Origin of the sequence: Pseudomonas sp. BS-2016 (assembly GCF_001806145.1) — a bacterium.
GTDB lineage: Bacteria > Pseudomonadota > Gammaproteobacteria > Pseudomonadales > Pseudomonadaceae > Aquipseudomonas > Aquipseudomonas lundensis.
Genome location: NZ_MLCT01000076.1, coordinates 1 through 1,727, shown reverse-complemented (window position 1 = coordinate 1,727; position 1,727 = coordinate 1). Strand labels below are relative to the sequence as shown.

Genomic DNA, 1,727 nt, shown 5'->3' with positions numbered 1-1,727 from the left:
CGAATTGAGTGAAGGCAGGTAGCATGATTGTGTCCTCGCTGGCCGTTGAGGGCGGTTATTGGCCGCTGAACATGTTCACTCCGGGGAAGTACTGCTCTTGCAGGCGAGCGTAGGTGCCATCGGCGTGCAGGGCAGCCAGCCCCTTATCCAATAGCGCTTTCAACGTGTGGTTGCCCTTGGCGATGCCAATGCCGCTTTTGGACGGCATCAACTCGCTGTCAATCAGCGGGCCCAGCACGAACCCGACGCCTTGGGGTGAACGTAAAAATCCGCTCTGTGCTTGCTGAGCATCCTGCAGCGATGCCTGCAAACGCCCTGTCAGCAGGTCCGCGTACACTTGCTCCTGATCGGCATAAGCCACCACCTTCATACCCTGCCCGGCGAGCACTTGCCGGGCATACACTTCTTGAGTACTGCCCTGCAAATAGCCGACGGCCATGCCTGTGGAAAGCTCAGTGCCAGGGCGCATCACCATGGCGGTGGGACTGGAAAACACCTCCGAGGAAAAGTCGATGACCTTTTGCCGAGCGGCAGTGATGGTCATTGAAGCAAGGATGGCGTCGATCTTGCCGGCGTTGAGGCTGGGAATCATGCCGTCAAAGTCACTCTCGACCCATTGGCAGCGAACATTCAAATGTGCACAAATTGCATTGCCAATATCTATTTCAAAACCGGTCAAAGTGCCCGTACTGTCTTTATAAGCAAAGGGCGCATAGTTGGGATCGGCAGCGAAACGGATCACTTTATAATCGCTGGCAAACAACGATGAATTAATAAGGAGTGTGGTGAATAACATCAGGAGTATTTTTTTCATTATTGTATTCCTCGTTATTGATTGAACAGTCGGACTGACTACACCTCGATAAATGGAATTTCCCGCCGCACTATCAGCGAGCCTTCGGGCGCATCGAACTCACGTGCGATGCGATGACCTGAATACACCGCCGCCGCAATGGTGCCCGGCGCCACACAGTCGCCGATCAGCGTCAGCGTTCGGATGCCTGCCGCCTGTAACTGTTCGGGTGAGTTGTTCAAGGCCTGATACAGCGCCTGCTCAGGCTCCCGGGAAGTGACCAGCAGCAAGGCTGCAGCTGGGATCAACCGCGTACGTTCGGTGTAGATGCAGCCCGCTACCACGCCCTCAGGCTTAACGCTGACCAGCGTATGGGACGGTATGATCGTGACATTCAACTGCATCAGACGACGCTGAATGCGGTGCTGCTCGAGAGTGTTATGGGTCCAGGCCGCCACGTCCGCCGCAGGGGTGACGAATATCACCTCCACACCCCGCGCCACCAGGTGTTCGGCCAGCACGCTGCCCATGTAATAGTGATCGTCATCGAACAGCAGCACCGGCGAAGTGGGCAACACCCCCGCCATCAGGTCATCAGGCGTCAGCACGGGCAGGCTCTCCAGGCCCGTTAAGGGGGAGCGCAAGGCGCGTCCCAAGCCATCCCGCCGCCAATGGGAACCCGTAGCGATGAACACATGCTCGGCGGCGAAATCCAGCACATCCTGGGCCTGCAAGGGGCTTTCCCGATWGATCTCGACTGACGGCATGCGGCTCAACGCATCCAGTCGATAGTCAATCACCCGTGCCCAACTCGCCAGCCCCGGCAGCCGGGCTTCCAACGCTACACGCCCGCCTAGGGTGCGCAGGCTGTCGACCAGGGCCACTTCCATCCCTCGCGCACCTAGGATCCGTGCACACTCAAGCCCGGATGGCC

General features: G+C 58.1%; 2 protein-coding genes. Both read right to left on the bottom strand.

What is annotated here, in order from left to right; translation table 11 throughout:
- Window positions 1–55 precede the first annotated feature (55 nt).
- Complete coding sequence (locus BKD70_RS22355) at window positions 56–814, bottom strand: transporter substrate-binding domain-containing protein (protein WP_019818062.1); 759 nt, start codon at window positions 812–814, stop codon at window positions 56–58.
- 38 nt (window positions 815–852) lie between these two features.
- Window positions 853–1,683 (bottom strand): hypothetical protein, encoded by an 831-nt coding sequence (locus BKD70_RS22350; RefSeq protein ID WP_256543194.1) that lies wholly within the window; start codon window positions 1,681–1,683, stop codon window positions 853–855.
- Window positions 1,684–1,727 lie beyond the last annotated feature (44 nt).

Excerpts from the sequence above, each read along its gene's own strand:
- BKD70_RS22355 (WP_019818062.1), bottom strand. The coding sequence starts at position 814 with ATGAAAAAAATACTCCTGATGTTATTCACCACACTCCTTATTAATTCA.